Raw genomic sequence first — 25,766 nt, 5'->3', positions numbered from 1 at the left:
CCGTAATGTGCTGAGCTTGATAAGTCAATGGAGGCGGTTGTGACGGCGTTCGACGCAAGCAAGCTGGTCGGCGAGCTCGAGGTGACCCTCGACGTGGATGTCCTGGTCGGCGCCTACCCCGACCGCGACGGCCCGCCCGGCACGCCCCGGTCGGTGCTGGACACCCTGGCCGCACACCGCATCCGGGCGGGCGCAGTCGCGTCCTTGCGTGCCGCCCTGTTCGACATGCGCTCCGGGAACGACGAGGTCCTGGATCTGGACACGGCGGCCGTCCCGGTCGGGACCGTGGATCTGCGCGACCCCATCGGCGCCGCACGGGAGATCGACCGGCTCGCCGAGCTGGGCGTGAAGGCCATCAGGCTCTTCCCCGACGAGCAGGGCGTCGAGGCGAGTTTCCCCTCGGTCCGCCACGTCGCCAGGAAGGCGGCCCGGCTCGGTCTCGTCGTGCTGACCGGCGGGGACGTGCGGCGCTTCTGGCAGCCGTTGTCCGGGCTGGACGCCAAGGTCGTCTTCCTCGACACGCATTTCTACCACCTGGGCGACTTCCTCGTCGTCGCCGCCGACGAGCCCGGCTTCCACACCTCGACCCGCCTGCTCAACTCCCCCGACGCGCTGGAGACCGTGCCGCCGGACCGGCTCCTGTACGGCTCCCGCACCCCTCACTACGAGCCCGTCGTCCCCCTGCTGCGCCTGGCGACGAGCGGGCTGAAGCCGGATGAGATCGCCGCCGTGGCGGGCGGCAACGCGAGGAGGCTGCTCGGATGATCATCGACGTGCACGCCCACTGGGGCCCGTGGTTCTTCACCATGGACGTCGCCGGAGCCAACCTGACCGCCATGGACCGCTTCGGCATCGACCTGTCCATCGTCTCGGCCACCGAAGCGGTGATCTACGACGCCCCGGCGGGCAACCGAGCCCTGGCCGCGTGGCTGGACACCCAGGACCGCCACCTCGGATATGTCACCATCAATCCCCGCAGACCGGTCGACGCCGAGCGAGACCTGCGCGCATACCTGCCCACCGGCAAGTTCGTCGGCGTCAAGATCCACACCGACTACACGCGATCGCCCGCCTCCTCGCCCCAGACGCGGGAGGCGCTGGCCATGGTCGCGGAGGCCGGCGTGCCCGCGCTGGTCCACACCTGGGGCGCCACGGTGCTGGACCTGGCCCAGACCTGCCTGGACACGCCAGGCCTGCGGGTCATCGCGGGACACATGGGCGCCGACGGCTACGCCCATGCCATCGAGGCCGCGAACGCCTGCGACCGCCTCTACCTGGAGCCCTGCTACTCCCACGCCCCCACCGGCCGCATCGCGCGGGTGGCGGCCGCCGTGGACCGCACACGGCTGCTCTTCGGCACCGACTCGACCCTCATCGACCCGGCCTCGGCGTTCGGGGCGGTGGCGGCGGCGGACCTCGACCCGGAGACGACCGAGCTGGTCGCGTGGCGGAACGCCGCCCGGCTCTTCGATCTAGACATTACGGCCTAGGCCGTTATACCGTGCGGCCAATCTCAACGAGGAGTGACCGCGAATGATCCCCCGCCGCCGTTTCCTCCAAGCCGCAGCCGCCTCCGCCGCCGCGGCCACCCTCCCGGCCAGCCCCGCGTCGGCCCTCACGGCCACGCCGGCGCCGGCCGCCGCCCGCGAGCCGGAAGGCACGATCACCGACCTCGGCCCGGCCAGCGTCGCCGGTCCCCTGGGCAACGCCGAGTTCGTCGGCGACGTGCTCTACATGGGCTCGCGCGGCCTGGCGCCCAACGTCGTGGGCGCCTGGGACCTGCCCCAGGACAAGGTCACGGCCCACTTCGAGATCCCCACCGGTGTCGGCATCTGGGCGATGTGCAAGACGGGCACCGACGTGTACGTCGGCACCCACGCCCGGTCGGACCTCTACAAGATCGACACGATCACGGGCACCACCATCCGGCTCGCCCAATATCCGGACCCGTACATCTGGACCATGGCGGCCTCCCCCGACGGCAAGGTCTACCTGGGCATGTCACAGCCCGGACGCGTGGTGGAGTACGACCCGGCCACCGGAGTCAGCCGCGACCTCGGCCAGCCCGCGCCGGGCGAGGCGTATGTCCGCAGCATCCAGGCCGACGCCACCCACGTCTACGCCGGCGTCGGCACCAACGCCCATCTCGTCGCGATCGACCGGCAGACCGGGGAAAAGCGCGAGTTACTGCCCGCCGAGGTGGCCGACCGCGACTGGGTGTCCAGCATGTCGATCAGCGACACGCACGTGGCGGGTGGCATGAACTCGCTGGCGGAGCTGATCGTGCTGGAGAAGGCGAACCCGGCGGCGTACAAGGTGGTCAAGGCCACGGCCCCGGGCGAGAAGTACATCGTGTCGGTGCTGATCCACGACGGCTGGGTCTACTTCGCGGGCCGCCCCTCCGGAACCCTCTACCGGTACCAGATCGCGACCGGCGCGTACGAGGTGCTCGGCGTGCCGTTCCCGGAGGCGGCCACCGTCCGGATCCTGGAACACAAGGGAAAGATCTACGGCATCCAGGACCCCGGCGTCTTCGTCTACGACCCGGCCACCGGCACGATCGACTACGTCAGCCACGTGCAGAAGGGCTTCCGTGCCGCACCGGAGGAGCCGATGTCGGTCCACTGCGACGGCGAACGCGTCTACGTCGGCGGCAAGGGCGGCTGCGACATCCACGACCTGGCCACCCGCCAGGTCACCCGGCTGGCCATCGCCGGCGAGCCCAAGACCATCATGACCGTCGACGACACCACGTATCTGGGCATCTACACCCAGGCCGCCCTCTACTCCCACCGCGCCGGCGACCCGGAGGCCAAGCTGCTCTTCCGCACCGGCCACAACCAGGACCGGCCGAAGGACCTGGTGCACGACAAGCTGACCGGGCTGATCGTGATGTCCACCCAGCCGGAGCCGGGACACCCGAACGGCGCCCTCGACGTGTACGACCCGCGGACCGGCAAGCTCGACACCTACCGGCCGATCGTCGAGCGTCAGACCGTGTTCTCGCTGACCGCCCTGCTGGGCACCGTCTACCTGGGCACCAGCACGCAGGAGGGTCTCGGCGCCCCGCCGGTCACGACCACGGCCAGGCTGGCGGCCTTCGACCTGCGCACGCGGAAGGTCCAGTGGGAGATCGAGCCGGTGGCCGGCGCGAAAGCCGTCACGGGCCTGAAGCACACGCCGCTCGCCCTGTACGGGATCACCGACGGCGGCGTCCTGTTCGAGTACAACCTGCGCCGGCGCGCGGTCACCCGCACGCTGCGGGTGTGCGAGCGGGGCGGGGACCTGGTGCTGGCCGGGCTCCACGCGTACACCAGCGACGAGGACGCCGTCTACAAGATCGACCTGGTCGGCTTCACGTCCCGCAAGCTCGTGGAAGGGCTGGCGAGCGACTGGTTCGGCGGCGGCTCCCGGATCAACATCGATCCGTCCCGCAAGGCCCTGTACGGCCTCAAGGGCCGCAACCTCATCCGTATCGCCATCTGACGCCTAGGAGGCGGCCCCAAGGACCTCGGCGCGCTCCCCGGCCGGGAGGGCCGGTCCGTACGGGTCGTGTGCGTGGGACTCGGGGATCAGGCCCTCCGCGGCGGCCAGCCAGAACATGCGCTGGACGTACCCCTCCATGGGGCCGGTGAACGTGACCGCGGCCAGGCGGTCCAGCCGGGCGGACGCCTTCTCGAAACCGCGCAGGTCGTCGCCCTCGAACGCGCGCATCACGGCCGCCGTCGTCTCCACCGACGCGGCGGCGATGCCCACCAGCGCCGCCTCCGCGCCCCACAGGAGCGACGGGCCGAACATGCGGTCCTCGCCGGTGATCGCCAGCCTGCCGGCCTCCCGGGTGAGGGCGATCGTCTCCTGGCAACCCATCGCGTCCGACAACAGCGCCGTCTTGAGCCCGGCGACGCCGGGCAGGTGCAGGATGCGGCGGATTGTGGCGGGCGGGCACGGCTGCGTGTACAGGTCGAACGCGATCATCGGCAGCCCGGCGGCCGCCCACACCGCCTCGTGCAGCGCCACCCGATCCCCCGGCGACGGGAACACCAGCACCCCGTCGGCCCCGAGTTCGGCCGCCATCCGCGCGTCGGCCACCGCCCCCGGCTCGACCGCTGCCGCTCCGGCCCCGTCGCCGGCTCGAACGCCGATTCCGGCAGACGTGCGCGTGACAGGGCTGGACCCGGCGAGCGGCCGCGCGGCGCTGCCAGCCGTGGCAGCCGACGGAGGGGCGGCGGGCGGTAGGGTACCGCCGATGCCGACGATGATCGGGACGCCCACGCGGCGGGCGCGGTCGATGATGCCGGCGCGGACGTCAGGAGGCAGGAAGGGACCGCGGCCGGTGTGGGCGAGGACAGCCAGGGCGTCGGCGCCCGAGGCGACCAGCCGCTGGAAGTACGCCTCCGCGAGGTCGAGGTCCACCTCCCCCGCCTGCGTCATCGGCGTCAGCGCGGCGGCCACCAGGGCCCCGCGCAGGCGGTCACGGAGCCGCGCGGCCTGCGGGTCGATCGGCGTACTCATCACAAGCTCCCCCTTGCCGGACGTTCCGGGCGACCAGCGTAGGCCGTTCGGCTCCGGGGCGGGGAGCCGGTCACTTCAGGCCGGTCATCGCGATGCTGTTGACCAGATAGCGCTGCAGCAGGAAGAACACCAGCAGGCATGGCACCGCCGAGATGGCCGCGGAGGACATCAGCATGGACCACTGCAGTTCCTCCGTCTTGAGCACCGTCAGCCCGACGGTCAGCGTCCGGGTGGCATCGCTCTGCGAGATCACCAGGGGCCACAGGAAGTCGTTCCAGTGCCACAGGAAGACGAACACCCCCAACGTGGCCAGGATCGGCTTGGTCAGGGGCACCACGATCGTCCAGTAGATGCGCAGCTCCGAGGCCCCGTCCACCTTGGCCGCGTCGAACAGCTCGTCGGGCAGCCCCAGGATGAACTGCCGCATCAGGAAGACCGCCTGGGAGTTCGCCAGCGTCGGGACGATCAGCCCCCAGAAGGTGTCCGCGCCGCCGAAGTCGGACACGAGCACGTACAGCGGGATGAGCGTGGCCTGGAACGGCACCATCATCGTGGCGAGGAACGTCCACAACATGGTGTCGCGGCCGGGGAAGCGTTTCTTCGCGAACGCGTAGCCCGCCATCGACGCGGTGAGCAGGATGATCACCACGGAGACGGCCGAGTAGATCAGCGAGTTGAGCGTCCACTCGGCGAACCCGGAGGCGCTCAGGACCTGCGTGATGTTGTCGAAGGTGAGCGAGTCCGGCCACTGCGCGGGCACGGTCGGCTCGCCTCTGGGCGAGAGCGCCACGATCACCATGGCGATGAACGGGCCCAGGGTCAGCAGCGACATGACCGAGAGCAGCGCGTAGAGGGCCCACCTCCTGCCGGGCCGGCGCGGCGTGGCGCCCGGCCGGACCCGGGTGGCGGCGGGGCGCGTGGCCGTCAGCGTCATCAGGTGTTCTCCTTGCCGACGAAGCGCCGCTGGATCAGCGAGACGACCAGCACAATGGCGAAGAGCACCATCCCCCAGGTGGCCGCGTAGCCGAACTCCCAGAACCTGAAGCCGCGTTCGAAAATGCCGTAGATCAGGGTGTAGCTGGCTTTGGCGGGCCCGCCGCCGGTCATCACGTAGATCGTGTCGAAGACCTGGAACGAGGCGATCGTCTCGATCACCAGCACGAAGAAGAGCGCGGGCTTGAGCAGGGGCAGCGTGATGCCGCGGAAGCGCTGCCAGGGCCCGGCGCCGTCGACCTTGGCCGCCTCCAGGTACGAGCCCGGAATGGCCTTCAACCCGGCGAGCAGGATCAGCATCGAGTAGCCGAAGCCCTTCCAGCAGGAGACGAGGGCCAGGGCGGGCAGCACCAGCTCCGAGCGTTCCATGAAGCCGACGGGTCCGAGGTCCAGCTTGGCCAGCACGCCGTTGATCAGGCCGTCGAACTCGTAGATCCAGCGCCAGATGATCCCGGCGAAGACGAAGCTGGTCACGTACGGCAGGAAGAGCATGCCGCGAAACAGCCCGCGCATGAAGACGATCGAGTTGAGCAGCAGCGCCGTGCAGAGCGAGACGGCCATGACCAGCGGCACGTAGATGACGGTGTACACCAGCGTGGCCCGCAGGCTGGACCAGAAGTTCGGGTCGTTCACGAGCCGCGTGTAGTTGTCGGCGCCGATGAAGCTCCACTCGCCGCCGATGTTCCAGTTCGTCAGGCTCATGCCCGCCGCCCCGAGTGTGGGGAAGATCCTGAAGATCAGGAACAGCACGAGCATGGGGAGGACGAACAGCAGTCCCGTGACCGGATCACGCAGGCGATGGCGCACCGGGTTTCCCACCTTTCCGAAGAAGACGGGCCTCCCCTGAGGGAGGCCCGGGTCGTGTCAGCCGCCGGTGGCCAGCAGCTCGTTGCCCTCCTTGGCGGCGGCGTCCAGAGCTGTCTTGGCGTCCTCCTTGCCGATCAGCGCCGCCTGGATGTGGGCCGAGATCATCGCCATGACCTGGCGGGCCTTGGGGTGGGTGTCGCCGGGGTAGGCGTACTGCAGCGACTTGGCGAACTCTTTGGAGGTCGCCAACTGGTCGGGGATCGTCACGTCGGTACGCGCGGAGAAGAAGCCGGACTCCTTGGCCAGCGACGCGGCCACCTCGGGAGAGGCGATGTAGCCGGCGAACTTCTTGGCCGCGTCCTTGTTCGCGGAGTGCTTGGCCACGACCAGGCCGCCCGGGATGCCGAACGCGACCCGCTTGCTGCCTTCCAGCGGCAGGCCGACGCCTACGTTCTCCGCGCCGATGGCGGCGCCGAGCTGCTCGGCGTTGAGTGCCGTGGCCGCGTGGTACATCGCGGTCTTGCCGGCGGCGAGCGCGCCGCCCTCGACGTCGTTGCTCTTGCTGGCGGTGTTTTCCGGCAGGCCGCCGACCGCCTTCAGGTCGAGCAGGAACTGCAGGCTGTCGATGCCCTGCTGGTTGTTGACGGTCACGCTCTTGCCGTCGGGCGAGAACACCGAGCCGCCGTTGGCCCACAGGATGGGATAGAAGCTCTGGTTGAGCGAGACCTCGGGTTTGCCGGGGTAGTCGAGGATGGCCACCTTCTTGGCGGCCAGCTTGGGTGCGGCCTCCTTCAGCTCGGCCAGCGTTTCCGGCACCTTGGTGACGCCCGCGTCGGCGAAGAGCTTCTTGTTGTAGATGGGGGCGGTGATCGTCTGATAGATGGGCACGCCGTAGAGCTTGCCGCTCACCGTCAGCGCGGTGAGCGCGTTGGGCAGGTAGGCGCTCTTGTCGGCGGCGATCACGTCGTCCACGGGCTCCAGTGTGCCCTGCTGGGCGTACTGCGGGATCTGGTCCGGGCCTAGGACGACCAGGTCGAAGCCCTTCTTGGAGGCCAGCGCCGTGGTGATCTTCTCCTGACGGCCGTCCCAGGGCTGCTGGTCGATCGTGACGTCGATCGCGGGGTTCTTGGCCTCGAAGTCCTTCTCGACCTTGTCCCAGAACGCCTTGTTCCCGGCCTGGTCCGCGATCACGGGATACATCCAGAGCGTCACCGTGCTCTTGTCCGAACCCGAGCCACCGGATCCGCACCCGGCGATCACGACGCTGAGGGCGGCCGCGAAGCCGGCTGCCGCTACCTTCTTCATCGGCGGCTTCCTTTCCTGAATACCGGTCCTGACCGAAACCTATTGATCGAGCGGAGCCCGGTCAATGCCTGATACATGAACGTAACTACGCCTTGCCGGGATAGCTCGCGATGGCGTCGGCGATGACCTTGACGTGCTCCGACGTGTAGTGCTCGTTCCAGTCGATGATCAGGAGCGTGCTGCCGACCAGCCGTTCGGCCTCGGGACAGGGGGCGGGACGGTAGCCCTCGAGGGGGTAGCGGGAGGCGCCGTAAACCGGCCTGTCCCACAGCGGGGCCCGGTTGAGGGGCTCCTTCAGATAACCGGGCCGTGCCGGAATCCCGGCCGCGTTCAGGTGCGCCGCCAGCTCGGGCGCGTCCCCGCCGGGCAGTACGAGCGGGAACAACCACCAGGCGTGCCCGTCCGGCCGGGGCAGCCCGATCTCGACCTGGGATCCGTCCGGCCGGGCCGGCCGTATCGTGGCCCCGCTCCCCGGGTCCATCCTGCGCAACGCCTCGATGAGCTCCACGGCGGTGCGGCGTCTGGACTCCACGACTCCCGGCAGTTTCGCGAGCTGGGCCCTGGCCACCGCGGCCTGCAGCTCGGTCATCCGGTAGTTCAGGCCCAGGCTCTCGTGCGAACGGCCCGCGGCCCGGTCCCATCCCTTGTCCGCGAACAGCCGCATGCGCCTGGCGAGCTCGTCGTCGCCGGTGATGGCCAGGCCACCGTCGCCGCAGGTGATGTGCTTCCACTGCTGCAGGCTCAAGGTTCCCACGTGGCCGCCCGTGCCCGCGTACCGGCCGCCGCCGGGCAGCTCGGTCAGCCAGGCCTGGGCGCAGTCCTCGATGAGCGTGAGGCCGTGCTCGTCCGCCAGGGCGCGCAGCTCGCCGATCCGGGCGGGCGCGCCGAACAGGTGCACCGCCATGATCGCGCGGGTGCGCGGCCCGATGAGCGCGGCCACGGCGTCCGGATCGAGGTTGCCGTCGGACGGATCGACGTCGGCGAAGACAGGAACGGCGTTCTGCGCCAAGATGGGGGCCACGGTCCCGAAGTCCGTGATCGGCGTCGTGATGATCTCGTCACCGGGATCCGGCGCCGCCGCCACGACCGACAGGTGGAGGGCCGCGGTGCCGGACGCGCACGCGATCGCATGGCGGGAGCCGTAAAGCTCGGCGACCTCGCGTTCGAGCGCCCGCGCCTCGGTCCCCCACACGGAGTTGAGCATGCCGGAGCGGATGACCCGATCCAGCGCCGCCACCTCCTCGTCGCCGAGCGTGCGGCCTGCGGGTTCGGCCATGTTGGGAAAGTGCAGGGTCACCGGATAACCTTTCGGTCTAGACCGTAAAGAAGGGGAAGGGAGACGCGGGTGGGAATCGTCATCGGAGTCGTCGGCCCGCATGATCTGGTCGACGACGTCGCGGCCACCTGCGAGGAGCAGCCCGGCGTGAGCACGCTCCGGCTCGACTACGACCACGAGTCGCAGGCTCCGGCCATCGTGGAGGCCCACGCAGGCTCGGTCGAGGGCTGGCTGTTCACCGGCATCGTGCCCTACATGCTGGCCCGCGGCGCCGACGCGCTCACCCGCCCCGGCGTGTTCGTCGACTACTCGGGCGCGACACTGCTCAGCGCCCTGGTGCGGCTGCAGCACGAGGGCCACGACATCACGCGGCTGTCCATCGACACCATCGCCCCCGCCGACGTCATCGCCACGTTCGTCGAGGCCGGGCTGCCCACCGACCGGCTGCGCACGCTCGGCTACCGGCCGGAGACGACCTCCAAGAAGATCGTCTCCTTCCACCGCCGTGACCCGGACCACCCGGTGATCACCTGCCTGAGCTCGGTGCACGAGGCGCTGCGCGGCGAGATGCACGTGCTGCGCCTGGCGCCGTCGGAGCACTCGGTCCGCGTGGCGCTGCGCCAGCTCCTGCTGACCGCCGAAGGCCAGGCCCAGGAGGACGCGCAGATCGCGCTCGGCCTGGTGGAGGTGGACGGCGACGAAGGTCTGCTGCGCGAGGCCGCCGCGCTGGGCGGCACGCTGGCCGCCTTCCGTGGCGGCACCCACCTGCTGGTGACCACCCGCGGCCCGCTCTTCGACGCCACCGGCGGCTTCACCGGGCTGCCCATGCTGGCGCGGCTGGCCGGTCACAGCACCGTGGCGCGGGTGGGTTTCGGCCTCGGGCGCAGCGCGGCGGAGGCCGAGAGCCTGGCCCGCCGGGCGCTGGCCAGGGCCAGGCGCATCGGGGACGTGGCCGCCGTTCTGTCCTTGCGGGCCGACACCGACATCGTGCTGGAGTCGGTGATCAACCTGCCCTCCGGCGAGCAGAACCTGTCGGTGCTCGCCCGCCGTGTGGGCCTGTCGGTGCCGACCCTGGAGAAGCTGCTGGAGGCCCGCGACGCGGCCGGGGGCGAGGCGCTGACCACGCGGGAGATCGCCGAGCGGCTCGCCGTCCAGCAGCGCACCGCCCGGCGGATGCTGCACCGGCTGGAGCTGGCCGGGCTGGCCGAACGCACCGGCAACCTGACCAGCGGCTCCAGCGGCCGTCCCCTCACCCTCTACCGCCTCACCCTCTAGCTCGGTCCCTCGCGTGATCCTCCTCGAGGCCTCACGGCCTCGAGGGCGGCCCGGCCCGTCAGGCGAGCCACCGGTCCAGCCCTTGGGCCACGAAGTCGTCGTCACGCAGCCATGGGTAGGCGGCCCAGATGCGGTCGATCTCCGCCAGCTGCCCCGGCGACAGTTCCTCCGCGGGGTCCAGGCACCAGCGGCCCGCCAGCAGCCCCTGGCGGCGCAGCACCTCGTGGATGCCAGGGATGCAGCCGCGGAAGCCGTTCGCGGAGTCGAAGATGGCCGCGTTGGCGTCGGTGAGGTGGCCGTCGAGGCCCAGCAGCCGGCGTACCGCCGCGTCGTCTCCCGACCGGGCCAGCGTGGCCTCCTCCAGCAGCTCCACCGCCCGCCGCACCCAGACGGCCCACTGGCCGAGCAGGCCGCCGACGAACTCCACCTGTACCTCGCGCCCGTCCACGACCACCCGGTGTGAGGTGATGAGATCGGCCAGGATGTGGTCGTCGTTGCCCGTGTAGAGCGCCACCTCCCCGGCCCGGCCCGCCCGCACGACGCCGTGCAGCACGTCGAGGGTGCGGTAGCGGTCGAAGGGCGCGACCTTGACGCCCACCACGGACTCGATCGCCGCCAGCCTCGTCCAGAAATCGCGTGACAGAGGGCGTCCGCCCACCGCGGGTTGCAGGTAGAAGCCGATCACCGGCAGCACGTCGCCCACGGCCCGCGCCCGCTCGATCAGCCCGTCCTCGTCGAGCTCCCGGTACGGGCTGAGCAGCACCATGTGATAGCCGAGCGACCTGGCCAGCTCCGCCTCCGCCACCGCCTGCGCCGTGGACCCGGTCGCGCCGGCCACCAGCACCACCTCGCGCCCGGACTCTCTGGCCGTGCCGGCGGCCAGTTCGAGCACGGGCGCCAGCAGGCCGGTGCCGTGGATGGCGAACTGCGTGGTGTGCACGCCCACCGCCAGCCCGCCCGCACCGGCCTCGACGTAGTAGCGCGTCAGCGCGCGCTGGCGCCGCTCGTCCAGCTTCCTGTCCTCGGTCAGGGCCAGGGGATGCGCCGGGATCACCAGACCGCGCCTGAACAGGTCGCGCACAGACGTCTGCGCCTGCGGAGCCGTGCCGAGCACGTGAGATCCCCCTTGGTCGTGAGAAGTGAGCACGCGGATCAGAAGCGTCCGTCGCGGCGTTCGAACTTAGTGGGCTTGCCCAGCAGCGGACCGCCGCCGGCGACCCAGCGTGCCGTGTGCTCGATGAGCTCGGCGGGGGTCAGCTCGGGGTAGCCGAACAGGCGATGGCAGCGGGAGGCGTTCGACAGCAGCGCCGTCGGCGCCTCCTCGCCGGTGAACACCGGCTCCTTGCCGAGCGCCGCGCCGAGCGCCCGCGCCGCCTGCCGGACCGAGATCAGCTCGGGACCCGTGACGTTGAGCACGTACGGCGGCACGTCGGCGAGCAGCAGCGACCGGAGCGCGACCTCGTTGGCGTAGCCCTGCCAGACCACGTTCACCTGGCCCGTCGCGAGGTCTATGGGCGTGCCCGCGAGCACCTTCTGGGCAAGGTCGACGAGCACGCCGTAGCGGAGCTCGACCGCGTAGTTGAGGCGGATCAGCGACATGGGAGTGCGGTTCGTCTCGGCGAAGTGCGTCAGCACGCGCTCCCTGCCCAGGCAGCTCATCGCGTAGTCACCCACGGGCCCGGTGGGCGAATCCTCGGTGCTGCCGCCGCCGGCGACGGGAACGAGGGGGTAGACGTTCCCGGTGGACAGCGCGGCGATCCTGCTGCCGGCGAACCGGTCGGCGACGCGGCCCGGCAGGTAGGCGTTGGTGAACCAGGTGGCGTGCTCGCGGCCCTGCGTGCCGAACTTGGCGCCGACCAGGAACACCACGTTGGGCGCGTCCGGCAGCTCGCGCAGCGCCCGCTCGTCGGCGACGTCGGCGGCGACCACGGTGGCGCCCTCCTCCTGGAGCGCCTGGGCGAGGCCCGGCTCGGAGAAGCGGGACACCGCGATGATCCGCCGCTCGCCCTGGACCCCGTTCAGGGCCAGGCGTACCAGGCTGGGGCCGAGCTTGCCGCCGGCGCCGAGGATCATGATGTCGCCTTCGAGCTTGCCCAGATCGTCGACGAGCCCGGCCGTCGGCCGTGCCAGCCGCTCCTCGAGTTCCGCTGTCGTCCGCACACGGTCTCCTCTCATTTACGGTCCAGACCGTAACTGGGACAGAGTCCGCCTGTCAACGGGCTGGGGGTTGCTCAGGCGGTCATCTCGCGTGCGGAGACCAGCACCTCGAGCACGGCCCTCGTGTGCCGCCACGGCACCGGGCTGGGCGCCCCGCCCACCATCGCGAGGAAGGCCTCGATCGTCCCTTCGTACCCGAGCCCCTGAACCGGATCGTCCCCGCCCTCGATCACGATCGTCTCGGTGGTGTCGCGCTTGTGCAGCGTGACGCTGTAGGACTCGGACTCCGAGACGCCGAGGATCTCCACCGTGCCGGTGATGCCGTCATCCCAGCGCAGCGCCATCACCGCGGTGTCCTCCGACCGAAGCGTCGCGTAGTGCCGCCTCGCCCCCGCCGCGCCTGCCAGCCGCACGTCGGGACCGAGCAGCGCCACCAGCAGCTCCACCCCGTGGATCCCCATGGTGACCATCGTCCCGCCGCCCTCGCCAGGCGTGTCCTGCCAGGCGTTGTAGCCGGTCGCCCAGATCCCCACGTCATGCCGTACGGTCGCCCGCACGGCCAGCACCTCGCCCCGATCGACCCGAGTTCCCGCGAAGGCCGGCGCGAACCGCAGCACCGAGCTGGACAGCACGCGGTCGTGGACCGGCAGCCGATCGAGCTGCTCCAGCTGGGCCCGGCTGGCGGCGGCAGGCTTGTTCACGAAGCAGGCCACGCCCGTCTCCAGCACCTTGGCCAGCGCCTGCGGCACCTGAGGGTTGGGCACGGTCAGCACCACCCCGTCGAGCGGGCCGGCCAGCATCTCGGCCAGGCTCCCTGCCACCTTCGCCCGCGGATGCTCATCGGTGAACCGCCGCAGCCGCTCCGGATCCTGCTCCCACACGACGAGCTCGGCATGGCGGGCCAGGGTGCGGGCGTCGGTGTAGGGATGGCTGGTGGCGAGCCCGGCGAGAGCGATGCGCACGGTCTGTTCTCCGTTTCCGGCGACGGCTTCGAGAAACTCAGACATCATGGCAGCTCGGGTCGCCGACACCGGGCCTGCGGGGACACGGCACCGTTTACGGCCAGGGCCATAATCAGCGGCTCTCCCGGCCTGGTCCAGCACAAGGCGACGTCAACTACGGTGGCAATCGTTGTTCGACGAGCGGTCTCCACACCCAGGGGTGGAAGCCCCGTGGTGGATGCGATGTATGGAGGATGCCGTGCGCCCGCTCATCTACGCCGATCGCGCTCCCGCAGCCACGCGATCACCGCGGCGGGCACGGCTCTGGAACGGCGTGATCACGGTGGCGGCCGCGGCCGTGATGGCCTTCGCCGGGTGGCAGAACCGCTGGATCAGCGACGATGGCCTGATCGCTGTGCGGACCGTCCAGCAGCTGCTGTCGGGTCATGGGCCGGTCTTCAACATCGGTGAGCGTGTCGAGGCCAACACCAGCACCGCCTGGACCTATCTGATCGCGCTGATCTCCTGGCTGACCCAGGGGGACGTGGCCTACGTCTCCGTGCTGCTCGGCCTGGTGTGCACGGTCGGCGCCGTGACGTTCGCCGTCGTCGGCGCCATGCTGCTGCACGGCGGCTCGCGCTGGTTCCTGCCGGCCGGAGTGCTGGTCGTCCTCGCTTTGCCGCCGTTCTGGGAGTACGCGACCTCCGGTCTGGAGACCGGGTTGGCTTTTCTGTGGATCAGTGTGTCGTGGTGGCTGCTGGTCCGGGCGGCTTCCGGCGGACCGGTGCGGCCACTGGTGTTCGTCCTCGGTCTGGCGCCTCTGGTCCGGCCGGAGCTGGCCCTCGTCTACCCGATCTTCTTCGGCGCGTTGCTCGTCCTGCGGTGGCCGGGATGGTGGTCCGCCGCCCGCTGGTTCGCGATGTCCCTGGCCCTGCCGGCCGCCTATCAAATCTTCCGGATGGGCTACTACGGGCTTCTCGTGCCCAACACCGCCCTCGCCAAAGAGGCCGGCGAGGCCCGGTGGGCACGTGGTCTCCTCTATGCCGGAGACACCGTGCTGACCTATCAGCTGGTCGGCCCCCTGCTGGCGGTCATCCCGCTGTCCCTGTGGGCGTTCCGCACGCGCCGCGATCTCATCGTGTCGATGGCCCCGCTCCTGGCGGGGATCTTGATGCTGCTTTATGTCCTGCGCGTCGGCGGCGACTTCATGCATGGCCGGATGATGCTGCCGGTGCTGCTGCTTGTCCTGCTCCCCGCCATGGTCCTCCCCCTGCGTGCCCTGACCGCGCTCACGTGCACGGTCGTGACGCTGTGGGCCGTGGTCTGCGCCGTGGCATTCGACGTGCCGTACGAACAAGCCGTCGGGCCGGACGGAATCGCGGACGAGCGCGGCTTTTACGTAGTCCAGACCAAGGACCCGCATCCGGTCACCGCCACGCCCTATGTTCGCGCCAGTCCGAACCCGCTGAACGCCGTGCACGCCACCGGTCTGCATGTGCCGGACACGGTGCCGGTGCCGCTCCGGCCCGACCAGCCCGCACGCCTGGCCGTGGCAGGCAAGGTCCTCGGCACGCTGGGGGCGTCGTTCCCGCTGGACGTCCTCGTCGTGGACCAGCTCGGCTTGGCCAACGCCCTCGGCAGTCACATGGCGCTGGCGTGCGGGCAGCGGGTCGGGCATGAGAAGCCGCTTCCCGCCGCGTACGTCCTCGCCGACTACATGGCCCCAGGCACTCGGCTGCCGGACGAGCGGCTCCAGGCCGAGGTGCAGCGGATCAGGAGTGAGCTGGCCACCGGCCGGTTCCCGGATCTGCTCGACGCCACAAGGGCCCCGCTGACCCCGCGCCGATTCTGGGACAACCTGGTGGGCGCCCCTGCACGCACGGCCTTCCGCTTCTCCACCACGACCGCTCCGTGCCCATCATGAGGGGATGATCCGGCCACGGTCGCGGCCCCGGCACCGGGGTCCGCGACCGACGGGCAGGCCTCCGGCTACTTCCGGCCGAGGGCGCGGAGCTGTTCCTGGCGCAGGGAGGAGACGTTCTGGTCCCACGGGTCGTCGGTGTACTGGTGGATGGCCCACGTCTTCCAGTGCGTCGGCGTGGCGACCGTGCCCTTGGCCTTGCTGTAGTGCGCCACCCACAGCGGGTACTCGCCCAGCCCCTGGCCGTACTGCTCGGCGAAGTTGTAGTTGGCGTAGAACAGCGGCGTGACGCCGGTCTTGGACTTCACCCGTTCCAGCCACGTCTTGGCCCAGGTGTTCACGCGCTCCGCCGACTGACCGTCCGCGGTCTCGAGGTCGAGGACGAGCAGGTCTCCGGCCTTGGCGGGCTGCTTGTCCAGCACGGAGAGGAAGAAGTCGGCCTCGGCGACGGGGTCGTTGGCCGGGTGCCCGAAGTGGTACGCACCGCGGACCATGGGAAGTTTGCCGATCTCCGCCCAGTGACGCGCGAACGAACTGTCGATGAAGTCGGTGCCTTCGGTCGCCTTGACGATGCCGAACTGGACGCCGCTGCCGGCCCAGTCGTAAGTGGATTCGTAGTGGGACATGTCGCGCCCCTCGATGAAGCCGTCCGCCTGTGCGGGACCCGCGAGACCGGCACCCGCCAGGGCGGTGACCAGAGCCAGTGACACGGTTGCCGTGATCTTGCGCAGAGCGCGGGAGGTGCCGGCGGCGGGGTTGTTGATCTTGGGGGCATGGATCGTACGATGCTTGGCCATCGTGAAGGGGGTTCTCCTTGCTTCCATACCGCTTACCGGGTTAGCTGACGGGTTCGGGCGTGGAAGCTGCCCTACGGCATGGCATGCCGATTCACCCCAAGGGATGTGGGTCCCCGGTTCCGCGCAAGGCGGATTCAGCGGTCACAGGTCCGTCCTGTGATGCGTCTGGCGATGGTCGGGTAACGAACCGATAAGTCGGATGTATACCCCAAATACCCTGTCTGGGTACATATCTGACATTCAGGCTACAAACGGATAGATTCCTAGTCAAGGGCTGGAAACGGCGCTCTCCAACGTCCTCCACCTGCCTACAGCCAGCCGCGTTCCCTGGCCACCGCCGCGGCCTCGCTCCTGCTGCGGGTGCCGGTCTTTCCGATCGCCGCCGAAAGGTGGTTGCGCACGGTGCCCTCGGAGAGTCGCAGCAGCTTGGCGACCTCGGCGATGGCGTGGCCGGCGCCGACCGCGACCAGCACTTCCCGCTCGCGCGCCGTCAGCGGGTTGATCCCGTGGATCAACGACTCGGTGGCAAGGACCGGGTCGACGACCCGGATGCCTCGATAGACCTTGCGCACCGCGTCGGCGAGGTCTTCGGGGGGCGCGTCCTTGACGATGAAACCTGAGGCGCCCGCCGCCATGGCACGCGCGAGGTAGCCGGGGCAGCGCCACATCGGGCGAGGTCTCGCGGGCCGCGGCGACGGCCTCGTCGCCGGAGCCGACCTGCGCGACCACGGTGATAGACGCCACACCGGCCGCGGCCGATCGCGTTCGAGGCGGCGGGCAGCTTTGGTGGTGACGACGGCTGCCGCCTGCGGAAGGCTGAACGTATGCGTGTACCCCGCCTTGACCTGGAGCGCACTCCAGATGGCAGCGTGCTCCTCGAACCGTCTACGGCATGTCAGAAGGAGAGCCCGACATGACCCTTCCGTTCCGGCATCTAGGGCGCAGCGGCATCCAGGTGAGTGCGATCGGGTTCGGCGCCTGGGCCATCGGGGGTCCGTTCACGGCCCGCGGCAAGCCCGCGGGATGGGGGGAGGTGGACGACGACGTGTCGGTGGCGGCCGTGCATCGGGCGCTCGACCTCGGGATCACGTTCTTCGACACGGCCGACGTCTACGGCACTGGGCACAGCGAGGAAGTGCTCCGGCGGGCGCTGGCGGGACGGCGCGACGAGGTGGTCATCGCCACCAAGTTCGGCAACACCTTCGACGCCGCGAGCAGGAACGTCACTGGCCACGACGTCTCCCCCGCCTACATCCGGCAGGCGTGCCGGGCGTCGCTGGAACGGCTGGGCACCGATCACATCGACCTTTACCAGTTGCACGTCGGCGACGCTCCCCTGGAGCGGGCGGACGACATGATCGCCACACTCGAGGAACTCGTCGACGACGGGCTGATCCGCGCCTACGGGTGGAGCACCGACGACCCGGAACGGGCGGCGGCGTTCGCCAAGGGCCCCCACTGCGCCGCCGTACAGCACGAGCTCAGCGTCCTGCGCGACGCCCCGGCGATGCTGGCCGTGTGCGACACGCACGACCTCGCCTCGGTCAACCGGGGACCGCTGGCGATGGGGCTGTTGTCCGGCAAGTACGCTCCGCACTCCCGGCTGCCGATGAACGACGTCCGCGGCGACTCGCCAGCGTGGATGACCTTCTTCCGTGATGGCAGCCCTGCACCGGAGTTTCTCGCCATGCTGGAGGCGATCCGCGACATCCTGACCTCCGGCGGCCGCACCCTCGTCCAGGGCGCCCTGGGCTGGCTGCTGGCCCGCGGCGGTCGGACAGTGCCGATCCCCGGCATCAGGACGGCCGCCCAGACCGGGGAGAACGCCGGCGCGCTACGCCACGGGCCGCTGACCGCAGCGGAAATGGCCCAGATCGGCGAGCTGCTGGCGTCGGTCTCCGGCCCTGTGGCACCCGGATCTTAGCCCGGCTCCCTGATCCGTTTCATGAGCTGTCACAGGTTCCTGACGAAGGACTCCATGGCCGCCGTCACACGGGCGAGCACCTCCGCCGAGCCGACCGGGTTTCGCGTCTCCAGGCCGTGGTCGGCGCCCGGGACTTCCAGGTGCTCGACCGGGAGGGCACGGGCCACCTCAGACTTCCAAGCAGTGTCCGCGGTGCCGCCGACGAGCAGGGTGCGCGCCTTTGCGCGGCGCAATGCGCCGGTCACCTGAGGGTGGTGCAGGAGCGGCGTGAGCCAGATCGCCGGCAGGTCGCGGTCGGCCGCGACCGAGGCGGCGAAGCTGGCCAGGGACTTACCCACCAGGAGCACGCGCCGGGCGTCGACCTCCTGTTCGACGTACCGGGTGACCTGGTCGATCACCCACGTGGGATAGTCGTCGGGCGGGAGGTCCGGCGGCTGCTGCCACCAGACTTCCTGGGTGGTCCAGCCGTGTGCGGTCAAGACCGTCTTGGCATAGTGCAGCAGGGGCCGGGCCGGGACGTAGGCACGGCCGGGCAGCAGGAGGGCGACGCGGGCGGGGTCGTTGTCGGTCCTGGTCGGCCAGCCGAACATGGTTTCCGGATGCATACCCTCGAAGCTTAGGCTTCGGCCCACTCGGCCGTGTGCACGTCCGGAGCTCCGATGGCTCGATCGTCACGCCTGCCGCGCGGTAGGTCGCGACGGCCGCCGTCAGCCCGAGCACCCGCGTGCCACGCCGGATGCGGGGCATCAGCTCGACGCCGGTCAGGCGGAAAACACGCTCACCTGGCATCGGCGATGTTCCCCGGCTGGTGTGTGGGTAGGCGGGGCGGGAGGGCGAGACGGCAAGGTGACCGTGATGATGCAACTGGTCGAGGAGCGGCCGTACCGGTGGCGGATCGAGCCCGAGGGCGGCATGCGGGTGCCCGGCGTGGTCTTCGCGACCCGGGAGCTGCTGCCTGACCCGTCGGAGGATCAGGCGCTGGCCCAGGTCGCGGCGGTGGCGACCCTGCCCGGGATCGTGGAGGCCGCCTACGCGATGCCCGACATGCACTGGGGGTACGGGTTCCCGATCGGCGGCGTGGCGGCCACCGACGTGGCCGCGGGCGGGGTGGTCTCGCCGGGCGGGGTGGGGTTCGACATCTCCTGCGGCGTCCGGCTGCTGCTCGCCGACCTGCACGTGGACGACCTGCGGCCACGCCTGGACAAGCTGATGGACGCCCTCGACGTGTCGGTTCCGCGCGGCATGAGCAAGGGCGCGGTGTGGCGGCTGCACAGCCAGGCCGAGCTGGAGAACATCCTGGCCGGCGGCGCCCGGTACGCTGTCGAGCGCGGCCACGGCGAGCCCGGCGACCTGGAGCGCTGCGAGGACCGGGGCGCGGTGGCCGACGCCGATCCGGCCGGAGTCGGCCACCGGGCGCGGGAGCGCGGGCTGCAGCAGGTCGGCAGCCTCGGCTCGGGCAACCATTTCCTGGAGGTCGAGGCCGTCACCGACGTCTACGACGAGGAGGTCGCCGAGGCGTACGGGCTGTGGCAGGGCCGGGTGTGCGTGATGATCCACACGGGGTCGCGCGGGCTGGGCCACCAGATCTGCACCGACGCCGTGAAGACCATGCAGGCGGCGATGACCAGGTACGGCATCCGCGTGCCTGACCGGCAGCTGGCGTGCGCGCCGGTCGAGTCGCACGAGGGACGGGCCTACCTCGCGGCAATGGCGGCGGCCGCCAATTACGGCCGGGCCAACCGGCAACTGCTCGGCCAGGCCGCCCGCCGGGCCTTCGACCGCGTCACGGGCCACGGCGACCTGAGCCTGCTGTACGACGTGTCGCACAACCTCGCCAAGCTGGAGGCCCACCAGGTGGACGGCGGGACGCGGCAGCTGTGCGTGCACCGCAAGGGCGCGACGCTGGCGCTGCCACCCGACCACGCGGACCTGCCGCCCGATCTCCGGCCGTTGGGGCAGCCGGTGCTGGTGCCTGGGTCCATGGGGGTGGGCTCGTACGTGCTGGCCGGAGTGCCGGGCGGGCCGGCGTTCGCTTCGGCCTGCCATGGGGCCGGTCGCCGGCTGAGCCGCCACCAGGCGGTCAAGACCACCAGGGCGGCCACCTTGCGGGCCGAGCTGGAGCGTGCCGGGATCGCCGTACGCGGGGCGTCGCCGCGCGGGCTGACCGAGGAGACGCCGCAGGCGTACAAGGATCTGGACGCGGTGGTCGAGGTCTGCGTACAGGCTGGCCTGGCGCGCAAGGTGGCCAAGCTGGCGCCCGTCGGCGTCGTGAAGGGCTAGCTCACCGCGCAAGTCCCGTGGGGCTAGACGTCGACCACGACGTGTGCCCGCCATGTCCCGTCTGTCTCCCCGAAGCGCACGTCGTGCGCGGTCACCGCCTTCGGCATGGCGCCGACCTGCTCCACCGACTCCGCCGGGACGGTGGACAGCCGCAGCCCGGCCGCGCCGGGCGACACGTCCACGACCAGCCGGCCGTGCACCTCGATCTGGTAGATCACCTCTTGCAGCACCTCGACGAGCAGGTCCTCGTCAGTCTGTGCCGTCACCGTGAGGTCCACGCCGTGGCCCGGCGGCGCGTCCCGGATGTCGGCGAAGCTCTCGACCAGGCCCCGCACGGCCTCGGCGAGGCATTCCTCGCGGCTGTCCCCCCACGCCTCCACCGCGATGTCCGCGGTGTGCGGCATCGCGCGATGACCTCCGCTCATATCGCCACTCCAGCAGCATGCCGCTTTGTCGGGAATACTCTCGCCGTCAAGGATTCCCCTCTTTTCGGCCCGTAGGCGGCACGGGCGTTTGCCGGATCGGCGGCGGGTAGGCGGCAGGGCATGATGGACGTCGATGAGAAGCGCCGCCTGGTCCGGGGGCTGTTGCGCGAGGTGGGACGCGGTTTCGCCGAGCCGCATGGGTTCCCGGTGACCAACAATCCGGGACGGCTGTTCCAGCTGCTCTACCTGTCGATATTGCTGCGCCGCAGCAACGACTACCACGTGGCGGTGGAGGCGGCCCAGCGTCTGCGCGACCGGTGGGACACTGCGCAGAAGCTGGCGGCCTCGCCGTACGAGAAGCGGGTCGAGCTCCTCGGCAAGGGCGTGCGGCGGGGCACCGCCGAGGTTCTCGGCGAGCTGGCCCAGACCGTGGCCGGCCGCTATCGGGGCGACCTGCGCCGACTGCGTACCGAGGCGCGGCGGGACCCCGCCCGGGAGCGGGCGCTGCTGGAGGAGCTCCCAGGTGTGGACGGCAAGGTCGTGGACCTGTTCTTCCGCGAGGCCCAGATCCTGTGGAAGGAGGTGTCGCCGTTCGCCGATCCGCAGGCGTTGTCCGCGGCGCGCAAGCTCGGGCTGGGCCGCACCCCCGAAGACCTGGCCGAGCTGGCGGAGTATGAGGAGTCCGAGCAGTTCGGGTGGCTGGTCGGCGCGCTGGCCCAGATCGATCTGGACCACCGCCACGAGGAGATCCGCGCCCTCGCCGGTCGGTGAGTTACGCCGGGCTCCTGCCGTACGCGCATGACCACGCGCGGATTCACGATCGCCGCCGAGGGCCTGTTCGGTAACAGAAACGTGAGGATTTGCTCGCGTTCTGGGGCCGCCGCCCGGCGCTCTCCACCAGGCCGTGAACCGCGGGTGGATCCCGCTCGTGGTGCTGGTCGGCTACACCTTCGGGCCGATCGTGTGCCCGCCGCTCTTCACGGCCGGCCTGGGCTGGCTCACCCGCATCACCCTCGATCGGATGCTTCGGGCGCGGGCTTGATCCGCGCCGCACGGCCCGATATCAACAAACGGCTCATGATCGTGCCGGGGTGGGTCAGGAGGGCATCAAGGCCGCGCAAGGGGTCAAGGCCAACAGGAGCCCGGAAGCAGCGATGAGCTGGCCGGCTGAGGGCGCGATCGGTGGTAAGCCGCGCCCGAAGGGCCGCGAAGCGCGCACTGGGGCCAGCACTTGCCATATCGGGACACAATCCCGCATCATGCCTGGTGGGCTCGACGCCGTACCGAGACGGGCGGGCCCGAGGGGACCGGGGCTCCAGTGCCGAGAGGAAGGGAGCGGACCGCTACCCGGTGGCACTCCTCGAGGAGACAGCGATGTCGCATCGCCCCGAGTCCCGAGAAGCCGGTGTCGGTTCGGAGTCCCCGAACCTCGACTTCGCGGGCACAACCCCTTATGAGGACTACGTCCGCGCGGACGTCCTCACCCACCTCCAGCACCCCCTCTCCGACGACCCCGGAGAGATGGTGTTCCTGGTCACCACCCAGGTCATGGAGTTGTGGTTCACCGTGATCGTCCATGAATGGGAGACCGCCGGCCAAGCGCTGCGCGAGGACCAGCTGCCGGTCGCGATGGACGCGCTCAAGCGCAGCGTGCGCGAGCTCGAGGCGCTGAACGCCTCCTGGCGGCCGCTGTCACAGCTGACCCCTACCGAGTTCAACGCCTACCGAGCCGCGCTCGGCGAAGGCTCGGGCTTCCAGTCGGCGATGTACCGGCGGATGGAGTTCCTGCTCGGCGAGAAGTCGTCGTCCATGCTGGTGCCGCACCGGGGCGCGCCGCGCGTCCATGCGGAGCTGGAGAAAGCGCTGCACCAGCCGAGCCTGTACGACGAGGTGCTGGGATTCCTCGCGCGGCGCGGCCACGCCGTACCGCGGGCCGTACTCGAACGTGATCTCTCGCAGCGGTACGAACCCTCGGCGGAGGTCGAGGAGGTGTGGGCGGAGATCTACTCCGGCGATCGGGACGCCGACCTGGCACGGCTCGGCGAGGCGTTGACGGACGTCGGCGAGCTGGTGTGGCGGTGGCGCAACGACCACCTTGTGGCGACCCGGCGCGCGATGGGCGCCAAGACCGGAACCGGAGGCTCGGCGGGCGTGGCCTGGCTGGAGAAGCGGGCCGTGAAGTACGTGTTCCCCGAGCTGTGGACGGCGCGCAGCCGCGTCTGATCCCACGCATCCGCCGAACTCTCAGGAGCCGATGCGCTACACGTTCTTCGCCACTGCGAAGGCCGCTGAGGCGACGATGAGCAGGATGCCGATGAGGATGACAGCGCGCGTGGTGTAGACGTGACGCATCGGCGTTCTCCCGATCAGACGAAGACGAATCGTTCGGTGTGGATGTGCGCCGCCGGTACGCCGAGTTCGGCAAGGGTGGATTCCATGGCATCGAGCATGGGTGGCGGCCCACAGATGAAGAACTGCATCCGCGCGTAGCGTTCGGGGAGGTGCCGGTGGAGCAAGGCCTGGTCGATGCGACCCCGTTCACCCGTCCAGCCCTGCGGCGGGTCTTCCAGAACGTGCACCAGGGTGAGGTTGAGCCGTTGTCGCAGCTGCTGGATCTCTTCGAGAAATGGGGTGTCCTCGAGTGTGCGACCGGCATAGAACAGCTGGCAGGGCCGCTGGTCATCGCGGTCGGCAAAGGTGCGGAGCATGCTCATCATCGGGCCGATGCCGATCCCGCCGGCAATCAGTACGAAGCCTGGCCCCTCGTTACGGTCGGGAGTGAAGACGCCGTGGGGGCCATCTACATAGGCCCGGGTGCCGGGTCGCAGTCCCGCCACGCTGTTGGTGAAGTCGCCGATTGCCTTGATGCTCATCTGCACCCTGCCGTCGGCCTCCGCGCTTGAGGAGAACGAGAAGGGATGCTGGGTGAGGGCGAAGGGAGAGCGTCCCACCGTGATCCACCCGAACTGTCCAGGCTCGAATCTGAAGCCCTCGTGCCCGATGGGACGCAAGGTGATCGTCGTGGTCGCGCCTCGCCCGGCGGTGACACTCTCGACTTCCCATGGCCGCCGGAGGCGACGAAGCGGGCGGACGAGGCGCACCCAAACGATCAGGCTGACGAAGGCAGCCGTCATGACCACCCACAGCACCTGCTTCCACGGCGTATCGACGTAGTAGCCGACCAGTTCGATGTGCGTGAGAGCGAACAGCACGGACGCGATGGACAACAGCAGGTGCAGGCCATGCCACACCTCGTAGCGCAGGCGGAACTGCCGCCTCCAGACGGAGGTGAGCATGATGGCCAGCACGCACACGGTGGAGATGACCGCGAAGCGGGCCCGCCAGGGCGCCGTCACCGGATTGAACAGTGCGATCAGGCCGATGTCCTGGACCAGCAGCAGCGCCGGATGAGCCAGAATGAAGAGGGTCGCGACGTAGGATATTTGCCGGTGGAATTGCACCACCGCGTCTTCGCCGAATGGCGCGTTAGCGGATTGGAAACGCGCGACGAGGGCGAACTGCAGTCCCATCATCGACAGCCCGACAAAGCCCAGGGCCACCGAGAAGTCGATGAGGAATCCGCGCCCGGGCGGGCTGTCGCCAAGCAGCGCGAAGACCAGAGGGGCGACGGCCACGGCCACGTACGTTCCGGTCCAGAAAACTCCCCGGACAGCCAGCGACATCGCAACGGACTCCCCCCTGCCCGGCACGACCGTATGGCCAGGGGCCTACCCTTTGCTCACATGGCCAACGCTCCGTAAGCCTTAAAGGCGATACAAATCCTCACGAACCCCGGGATCCACCGATTCCCCAGCGGACGGCTGGAGGGGCGCCGCTCCCCTATCGCGCGGACTCCAGAACTGCCCCGACATCCGAACTCCCACGGAGACCTGTCTACATGGACCTCGCCACGCGCCGGCGCCGGCAAGCGCTGTTCCTGTTCTTCCTCCTCCCAGGAATCGCGATGTCGTCGTGGGTGACCCGCACCCCGGACATCCGCGACCGGCTGGAGGCGTCCACCGGCCAGATGGGCTGGGTGCTGTTCGGTCTGTCGCTCGGCTCCATGATCGGGATTCTGTGCTCCGGACGTCTCGTCTCCCGTTACGGGACCAGGCCTGTCATCGGCGTGGGAACCGCGCTGGTCATCGTGAGCATGGCCGTCATCAGTGTCGGCACTCTCCTCTCGTCCGCGCCGCTGGTCATGGCGGGGCTCTGCGGGTTCGGCGCGGGCATGGGGGCAGGTGACGTCGCCGTCAACGTCGACGGCGCCGACGTCGAACGGATCAGTGACACGACGACGCTGCCCACCCTGCACGGATGCTGGAGCCTGGGCACCGTCATCGGCGCCTGCGCGGGCATCGCCGCCACGGCCGCCCGCCTCCCGGTGCACTGGCATCTGGCAGCGGTCACCCTGATCGCGGCCGCGATCTTCTGCTACGCCATCCGCTCCATCCCCGCAGGCACCGGAGTCCTCGCACCAGACCATGCCGGCGCCGGCGCCGGCCACCCACGGCCGAAAGTCTGGAAGGACCGCAAACTCCTCCTGATCGGTGTGATCGTGCTGGCGATGGCCCTGGCGGAGGGTTCCGCCAACGATTGGCTGCCGCTGCTCATGGTGGACGGACACGGCCTGGACGCCGCGTCCGGATCTCTGGTCTTCACCGGGTTCGCCGCCGCCATGACCATCGGCCGCTTCGGCGGCACGTTCTTTCTCGACCGCTTCGGCCGGACCACTGTCGTGCGGGCCAGTGCCGTCTCGGGGGCGCTGGGCCTGATCCTGGTGATCTTCTCGGACAACGCCGTGCTGGCCGGAGCGGCCGTTCTGTTCTGGGGACTCGGCGCGTCACTGGGCTTCCCCGTCGCGCTGTCGGCCGCGGGAGAATCGGGCCCGGATCAGACGGCCCGTGTCAGCCTGGTGGCCGTGATCGGCTATATCGCCTTCCTCGTGGGCCCGCCCGGGCTCGGCTTCCTCGGCGAGCAGTGGGGCCTGCGCTCAGCCATGCTGGTGGTGCTCGCCTTCGTCGCCTCCGTCGCCTTCCTGGCACCTGCGGTCGACACACGCCGCCGTTCCGCTGCGGCAGCAGCCGTACACGCTGACGACATTCCCTGAACCACGCGTGGGCAGGTGAGCCATGCCCGGAAGCCGCCGTGAA

At 70.1% G+C, this 25,766-nt stretch carries 24 protein-coding genes and 1 riboswitch; of the genes, 11 read left to right on the top strand and 13 right to left on the bottom strand.

The genetic code is table 11. From position 1 onward, the window contains the following. The first annotated feature begins 39 nt into the window (after positions 1-39). Genes ACTWQA_RS02725 through ACTWQA_RS02715 form a run of 3 tightly spaced genes read left to right on the top strand, consistent with a single transcriptional unit; the run spans position 40 to position 3,486 of the window. On the top strand, positions 40-765 hold the full coding sequence (locus tag ACTWQA_RS02725; RefSeq protein ID WP_443157714.1) for an amidohydrolase family protein: 726 nt from the start codon (positions 40-42) through the stop codon (positions 763-765). Then, entirely contained in the window at positions 762-1,490 is a 729-nt protein-coding gene (locus ACTWQA_RS02720) for an amidohydrolase family protein (RefSeq protein ID WP_443157713.1), read from the top strand. The genes ACTWQA_RS02725 and ACTWQA_RS02720 overlap by 4 nt, the downstream gene beginning before the upstream one ends. Positions 1,491-1,533: 43 nt before the next feature. Next, positions 1,534-3,486, top strand: a complete 1,953-nt coding sequence (locus ACTWQA_RS02715) for a PQQ-binding-like beta-propeller repeat protein (RefSeq protein ID WP_443157712.1) — start codon at positions 1,534-1,536, stop codon at positions 3,484-3,486. A 3-nt stretch (positions 3,487-3,489) separates the two neighbouring features. On the opposite strand, the gene ACTWQA_RS02710 is transcribed toward ACTWQA_RS02715, so the two are convergent. The 5 genes from ACTWQA_RS02710 to ACTWQA_RS02690 form a co-directional block, all read right to left on the bottom strand. Continuing rightward, complete coding sequence (locus ACTWQA_RS02710; protein ID WP_443157711.1) at positions 3,490-4,512, bottom strand: dihydrodipicolinate synthase family protein; 1,023 nt, start codon at positions 4,510-4,512, stop codon at positions 3,490-3,492. Between the two features lie 70 nt (positions 4,513-4,582). Beyond that, the gene (locus tag ACTWQA_RS02705) at positions 4,583-5,446 is read right to left on the bottom strand and encodes a carbohydrate ABC transporter permease (protein WP_443157710.1); all 864 of its coding nucleotides are present in this window, start codon (positions 5,444-5,446) and stop codon (positions 4,583-4,585) included. After that, the gene (locus ACTWQA_RS02700) at positions 5,446-6,312 is read right to left on the bottom strand and encodes a carbohydrate ABC transporter permease (RefSeq protein ID WP_443157709.1); all 867 of its coding nucleotides are present in this window, start codon (positions 6,310-6,312) and stop codon (positions 5,446-5,448) included. Before ACTWQA_RS02700 ends, ACTWQA_RS02705 begins: the two co-directional genes overlap by 1 nt. A 57-nt stretch (positions 6,313-6,369) precedes the next feature. Continuing rightward, positions 6,370-7,617 (bottom strand): ABC transporter substrate-binding protein, encoded by a 1,248-nt coding sequence (locus ACTWQA_RS02695; RefSeq protein ID WP_443157708.1) that lies wholly within the window; start codon positions 7,615-7,617, stop codon positions 6,370-6,372. A gap of 85 nt (positions 7,618-7,702) precedes the next feature. Continuing rightward, a complete protein-coding gene (locus ACTWQA_RS02690; RefSeq protein ID WP_443157707.1) occupies positions 7,703-8,914 on the bottom strand; it encodes a DegT/DnrJ/EryC1/StrS family aminotransferase in 1,212 nt (403 codons plus the stop codon). A gap of 48 nt (positions 8,915-8,962) precedes the next feature. Here ACTWQA_RS02690 and ACTWQA_RS02685 point away from each other — a divergent pair, with 48 nt between their 5' ends. Beyond that, complete coding sequence (locus ACTWQA_RS02685; protein ID WP_443157706.1) at positions 8,963-10,168, top strand: hypothetical protein; 1,206 nt, start codon at positions 8,963-8,965, stop codon at positions 10,166-10,168. A 58-nt stretch (positions 10,169-10,226) separates the two neighbouring features. On the opposite strand, the gene ACTWQA_RS02680 is transcribed toward ACTWQA_RS02685, so the two are convergent. The 3 genes from ACTWQA_RS02680 to ACTWQA_RS02670 all read right to left on the bottom strand — a co-directional run bounded on the left by ACTWQA_RS02680 (position 10,227) and on the right by ACTWQA_RS02670 (position 13,287). After that, positions 10,227-11,282, bottom strand: a complete 1,056-nt coding sequence (locus ACTWQA_RS02680) for a dihydrodipicolinate synthase family protein (protein WP_305918092.1) — start codon at positions 11,280-11,282, stop codon at positions 10,227-10,229. A 38-nt stretch (positions 11,283-11,320) separates the two neighbouring features. Then, a complete protein-coding gene (locus tag ACTWQA_RS02675; protein WP_443157705.1) occupies positions 11,321-12,328 on the bottom strand; it encodes an NAD-dependent epimerase/dehydratase family protein in 1,008 nt (335 codons plus the stop codon). A 71-nt stretch (positions 12,329-12,399) separates the two neighbouring features. Further along, positions 12,400-13,287, bottom strand: a complete 888-nt coding sequence (locus ACTWQA_RS02670; protein ID WP_443157704.1) for a Gfo/Idh/MocA family protein — start codon at positions 13,285-13,287, stop codon at positions 12,400-12,402. A gap of 238 nt (positions 13,288-13,525) precedes the next feature. Between ACTWQA_RS02670 and ACTWQA_RS02665 the strand changes: the two genes are divergently transcribed. After that, a complete protein-coding gene (locus ACTWQA_RS02665; RefSeq protein ID WP_443157703.1) occupies positions 13,526-15,190 on the top strand; it encodes a hypothetical protein in 1,665 nt (554 codons plus the stop codon). A gap of 65 nt (positions 15,191-15,255) precedes the next feature. On the opposite strand, the gene ACTWQA_RS02660 is transcribed toward ACTWQA_RS02665, so the two are convergent. Together ACTWQA_RS02660 and ACTWQA_RS02655 are read right to left on the bottom strand one after the other, a co-directional pair. Next, on the bottom strand, positions 15,256-15,984 hold the full coding sequence (locus tag ACTWQA_RS02660; protein ID WP_443157702.1) for a glycoside hydrolase family 25 protein: 729 nt from the start codon (positions 15,982-15,984) through the stop codon (positions 15,256-15,258). Positions 15,985-15,998: 14 nt separating this feature from the next. After that, a riboswitch (cyclic di-AMP (ydaO/yuaA leader) is annotated at positions 15,999-16,134 on the bottom strand. A 158-nt stretch (positions 16,135-16,292) separates the two neighbouring features. Then, on the bottom strand, positions 16,293-16,652 hold the full coding sequence (locus ACTWQA_RS02655; RefSeq protein WP_443157701.1) for a response regulator transcription factor: 360 nt from the start codon (positions 16,650-16,652) through the stop codon (positions 16,293-16,295). Between the two features lie 245 nt (positions 16,653-16,897). Here ACTWQA_RS02655 and ACTWQA_RS02650 point away from each other — a divergent pair, with 245 nt between their 5' ends. After that, complete coding sequence (locus ACTWQA_RS02650) at positions 16,898-17,908, top strand: aldo/keto reductase (RefSeq protein ID WP_443157700.1); 1,011 nt, start codon at positions 16,898-16,900, stop codon at positions 17,906-17,908. A 29-nt stretch (positions 17,909-17,937) separates the two neighbouring features. On the opposite strand, the gene ACTWQA_RS02645 is transcribed toward ACTWQA_RS02650, so the two are convergent. Further along, positions 17,938-18,513 carry a hypothetical protein gene (locus ACTWQA_RS02645; protein WP_443157699.1) on the bottom strand — a complete coding sequence of 192 codons (576 nt, stop codon included), beginning with the start codon at positions 18,511-18,513 and terminating at the stop codon, positions 17,938-17,940. A 250-nt stretch (positions 18,514-18,763) separates the two neighbouring features. Between ACTWQA_RS02645 and ACTWQA_RS02640 the strand changes: the two genes are divergently transcribed. After that, entirely contained in the window at positions 18,764-20,188 is a 1,425-nt protein-coding gene (locus ACTWQA_RS02640; RefSeq protein ID WP_443157698.1) for an RtcB family protein, read from the top strand. Positions 20,189-20,211: 23 nt separating this feature from the next. Here ACTWQA_RS02640 and ACTWQA_RS02635 read toward each other — a convergent pair whose 3' ends face one another. Beyond that, positions 20,212-20,592 carry an archease gene (locus ACTWQA_RS02635; RefSeq protein WP_443157697.1) on the bottom strand — a complete coding sequence of 127 codons (381 nt, stop codon included), beginning with the start codon at positions 20,590-20,592 and terminating at the stop codon, positions 20,212-20,214. A 141-nt stretch (positions 20,593-20,733) separates the two neighbouring features. On the opposite strand from ACTWQA_RS02635, the gene ACTWQA_RS02630 reads away from it, so the two are divergent. From ACTWQA_RS02630 to ACTWQA_RS02620, 3 genes are all read left to right on the top strand, one after another. After that, complete coding sequence (locus ACTWQA_RS02630; RefSeq protein WP_443157696.1) at positions 20,734-21,384, top strand: hypothetical protein; 651 nt, start codon at positions 20,734-20,736, stop codon at positions 21,382-21,384. Between the two features lie 133 nt (positions 21,385-21,517). Next, positions 21,518-21,655 (top strand): hypothetical protein, encoded by a 138-nt coding sequence (locus ACTWQA_RS02625; protein ID WP_443157695.1) that lies wholly within the window; start codon positions 21,518-21,520, stop codon positions 21,653-21,655. A gap of 332 nt (positions 21,656-21,987) precedes the next feature. Then, positions 21,988-22,836, top strand: a complete 849-nt coding sequence (locus ACTWQA_RS02620) for a tryptophan 2,3-dioxygenase family protein (RefSeq protein ID WP_443157694.1) — start codon at positions 21,988-21,990, stop codon at positions 22,834-22,836. 143 nt (positions 22,837-22,979) lie between these two features. Here the strand turns inward: ACTWQA_RS02620 and ACTWQA_RS02615 are convergent, their stop codons facing one another. Further along, positions 22,980-24,296 (bottom strand): ferredoxin reductase family protein, encoded by a 1,317-nt coding sequence (locus tag ACTWQA_RS02615; protein ID WP_443157693.1) that lies wholly within the window; start codon positions 24,294-24,296, stop codon positions 22,980-22,982. Between the two features lie 215 nt (positions 24,297-24,511). Between ACTWQA_RS02615 and ACTWQA_RS02610 the strand changes: the two genes are divergently transcribed. Continuing rightward, positions 24,512-25,723, top strand: a complete 1,212-nt coding sequence (locus ACTWQA_RS02610; RefSeq protein ID WP_443157692.1) for an MFS transporter — start codon at positions 24,512-24,514, stop codon at positions 25,721-25,723. The last annotated feature ends 43 nt before the right edge of the window (positions 25,724-25,766 follow it).

This window comes from Nonomuraea sp. 10N515B, from assembly GCF_052245915.1.
Lineage (GTDB): Bacteria > Actinomycetota > Actinomycetes > Streptosporangiales > Streptosporangiaceae > Nonomuraea.
Note: the sequence above shows the minus strand (reverse complement) of the source record. Positions and strands in the feature narration are given on the sequence as shown.

Coding starts and splice junctions, on each gene's coding strand:
- ACTWQA_RS02655 (WP_443157701.1), bottom strand. CDS start 16,652: ATGTGGCGCTGCCCCGGCTACCTCGCGCGTGCCATGGCGGCGGGCGCC.
- ACTWQA_RS02620 (WP_443157694.1), top strand. CDS start 21,988: ATGTCGCATCGCCCCGAGTCCCGAGAAGCCGGTGTCGGTTCGGAGTCC.
- ACTWQA_RS02610 (WP_443157692.1), top strand. CDS start 24,512: ATGGACCTCGCCACGCGCCGGCGCCGGCAAGCGCTGTTCCTGTTCTTC.
- ACTWQA_RS02695 (WP_443157708.1), bottom strand. CDS start 7,617: ATGAAGAAGGTAGCGGCAGCCGGCTTCGCGGCCGCCCTCAGCGTCGTG.
- ACTWQA_RS02705 (WP_443157710.1), bottom strand. CDS start 5,446: ATGACGCTGACGGCCACGCGCCCCGCCGCCACCCGGGTCCGGCCGGGC.
- ACTWQA_RS02650 (WP_443157700.1), top strand. CDS start 16,898: ATGACCCTTCCGTTCCGGCATCTAGGGCGCAGCGGCATCCAGGTGAGT.
- ACTWQA_RS02630 (WP_443157696.1), top strand. CDS start 20,734: ATGATGGACGTCGATGAGAAGCGCCGCCTGGTCCGGGGGCTGTTGCGC.
- ACTWQA_RS02635 (WP_443157697.1), bottom strand. CDS start 20,592: ATGCCGCACACCGCGGACATCGCGGTGGAGGCGTGGGGGGACAGCCGC.
- ACTWQA_RS02710 (WP_443157711.1), bottom strand. CDS start 4,512: ATGAGTACGCCGATCGACCCGCAGGCCGCGCGGCTCCGTGACCGCCTG.
- ACTWQA_RS02640 (WP_443157698.1), top strand. CDS start 18,764: ATGATGCAACTGGTCGAGGAGCGGCCGTACCGGTGGCGGATCGAGCCC.
- ACTWQA_RS02715 (WP_443157712.1), top strand. CDS start 1,534: ATGATCCCCCGCCGCCGTTTCCTCCAAGCCGCAGCCGCCTCCGCCGCC.
- ACTWQA_RS02660 (WP_443157702.1), bottom strand. CDS start 15,984: ATGGCCAAGCATCGTACGATCCATGCCCCCAAGATCAACAACCCCGCC.
- ACTWQA_RS02645 (WP_443157699.1), bottom strand. CDS start 18,513: ATGCATCCGGAAACCATGTTCGGCTGGCCGACCAGGACCGACAACGAC.
- ACTWQA_RS02720 (WP_443157713.1), top strand. CDS start 762: ATGATCATCGACGTGCACGCCCACTGGGGCCCGTGGTTCTTCACCATG.
- ACTWQA_RS02615 (WP_443157693.1), bottom strand. CDS start 24,296: ATGTCGCTGGCTGTCCGGGGAGTTTTCTGGACCGGAACGTACGTGGCC.